The sequence below is a fragment of the Hymenobacter agri genome (genome assembly GCF_054778495.1).
On sequence record NZ_BAAGZM010000630.1, the window covers coordinates 1 to 2,421 of the forward strand.

Annotated in this window: 2 protein-coding genes; one reads left to right on the forward strand and one right to left on the reverse strand. The window is 66.0% G+C overall.

Annotated elements, in window-relative coordinates; all coding sequences use genetic code 11:
* A partial coding sequence (locus ACYVDE_RS20360; RefSeq protein WP_460503366.1) for an FAD:protein FMN transferase occupies positions 1-812 on the reverse strand: 812 nt, incomplete at its 3' end.
* 269 nt (positions 813-1,081) lie between these two features.
* On the opposite strand from ACYVDE_RS20360, the gene ACYVDE_RS20365 reads away from it, so the two are divergent.
* Positions 1,082-2,197, forward strand: a complete 1,116-nt coding sequence (locus ACYVDE_RS20365; RefSeq protein WP_460503367.1) for a mandelate racemase/muconate lactonizing enzyme family protein — start codon at positions 1,082-1,084, stop codon at positions 2,195-2,197.
* The last annotated feature ends 224 nt before the right edge of the window (positions 2,198-2,421 follow it).

Here is a 2,421-nt window from a genome sequence, read left to right on the forward strand (position 1 = left end):
CGGCCCGTGCGCGGGTCGACGATGTGCGAGTACCAGCGGCCGGCTATGGTTTCGCCGCGACGGTAGTCGCCGCTGGTGGCCACGGTTTTGTCGTGCACCTGCAGCTGGGCCACGGGGAGGTCATTTTCGGCGTCGGCCCGGGGGTTGCTCACGTCAATTTGCTCGGCGTGCTCGCCGCGCACCAGAATGTCGCCGCCCATGTTGAGCACCACGCCCTGCACGCCGGGCGTGGCCAGCGCGGCATCGGCGGCTTTGTTGAGGATGTAGCTTTTGGCGAAGGAATTGAGCACCAGCGGGGCGCTGCTCAGGCGCTGGGCGGTGCGGGTTTCGGGGTTGAGGAGGTAGTGCGGCTGGCGCACGGCGGCCACGGCGGCGGCAATTTCGGCCTCGGTGGGCTGGCGGTTCTGCTTGGCCGCGTCGCGCCAGAGCTGGCTCACGGTTTCGGCCGAGGCGTCGAGCGCGCCGTGGCTTTTCAGCCGCCACTGCTCAAACAAATCCAGCACCTCGTACAGCTCGGCCGACACGGCCACCGGCTTTTGCCCGGCCCGCAGCCAGCGGCTGAACTCGCTGCTGGCATCGTAGCCACTGAGGATTTTGTTGAGCCGGTCGACCTCGTGCAGCGCGGCAGTTTCGGCGCGGGCAGCGGGCTGGGCGGCGGTGGCGTCCACTTTCAGTTCGAAAGAAGTGCCCAGCACGTTCTCGTAATCAGAAACATAAAGCTTGCTGGGGGCGCGGTGCGGCAAAAAGGCAAAGCTGCCGGCGGCGGCCAACAGCAGGGAGAGGCCGGCAAGGCGGCGGGGGAGTGCGTTCATGAATTGGAATTGACTCGGTTGATAAGAGAGCGGCCGGGGTAGAGACGCGTATTCGCGTCTCGTCGTTGAACGACCAAAGCCGCGATGTTCCAGCGTTTTCGTTCAACGACGAGACGCAAATATGCGTCTCTACCCCGGCCGGCGGTTCAGGCCCGCGGCTAGCCGCTTTGCAAACAAACGTCCAAATACGTCGCCCGGTAGCCATTGCCCGCGGCCGGGTTGCGTTATCCCGACCAGCCGCCGTTATTCGTAGACCAACCCGCCGCTTTATGTCCGACACCACCATCCAATCCGTGAGCATCTACAAGCTGCGGGTGCCGCTGCGCGAGCCGTTCGTCATCTCCCTCGGGCCACTGCTGGCCGTGGAGAATATGGTGGTGGTGCTGCGCACGGCCGGCGGCCTGGTGGGCTTCGGCGAGTGCAGCCCCTTCCTCACCATCAACGGCGAAAGCCTGGATACGTGCTGGGTGGTGGGGCAGTATTTCGCGCCCGCCCTCCGAGACCGCGACGCGCTGGACATCGCCGGCTGCCTGGCCGAGCTGGACCGCATCATCTACGGCAACAGCAGCTGCAAAAGCGCCTTCGATATTGCCCTGCACGACCTGGCGGCCCAGCATGCGGGCCTACCGCTGTATGCGTTTCTGGGTGGTAAGAATAATAAAATCCTCACCACCGACATGACCGTGAGCCTGGGCCCGGCCGCCAAAATGGCGCCCGACGCCGTGCGGTTTCAGCAGGAGGGCTTCCCGGCCATCAAGGTAAAGCTGGGTGGGACGCTGGCCGAGGACGTGGCCCGCATCCGCGCCATTCGGGCCAGCATTGGCCCCGCGCACCCGCTGCGCATCGACGCCAACCAGGGCTGGCGCACGGCCGAGAATGCCATTGCCGTGCTCCAGGCGCTGGGCGAGTTCAACATTGAGCACTGCGAGGAGCCTATTCTGCGCCAGCATTTCATGGAGCTGAGCCGGGTGCGGGCCGCCTCGCCCATCCCCATTATGGCCGACGAAAGCTGCGGCGACGAGTACGACGCGGCCCGCCTCATTCAGCTGCAAGCCTGCCAGATGCTCAATATCAAGCTGGGCAAGTCGTCGGGCTTTCATCGGGCCCAAAAGATTGCGCAACTGGGCGAAGCCGCCGGCCTCACGCTGCAGGTGGGCGGCTTCTTGGAATCGCGTCTGGGCATGACGGCCGCCGCCCACCTCGCGCTCAGCAACCCCGCCATTCACCACTGCGACTTCGACACCCCGCTCATGTTCACGGCCGACCCCGTGGTGGGCGGCTTCCGCTACCGCCCCGGCGGCGTAATCGAGATGCCTACCGGCTCCGGCCTGGGCGCCAGCATAGCCGAAAACTGGCTGCGTGCGGCCGAGCAAGTGCATTTCTAAGGCGCGTTGCGGAGCAGGCGACAAACGCAAACGGGGCCGCTCATCGAGCGGCCCCGTTTGCGTGGGCACGACGGGCCGGGTAAGGCCGGGCGCGCCTAATCGCGGGGCCAGGGGAGGGCCGGGCGCGACGGGCTGGGAAGGGAAACGTGGAAAAGGAAAAAGGCGAATGGAGGAAGCCGCATTAAAACGGCAGGCGTGGGCCGTGGCCGCTGGCCACCTGCCGG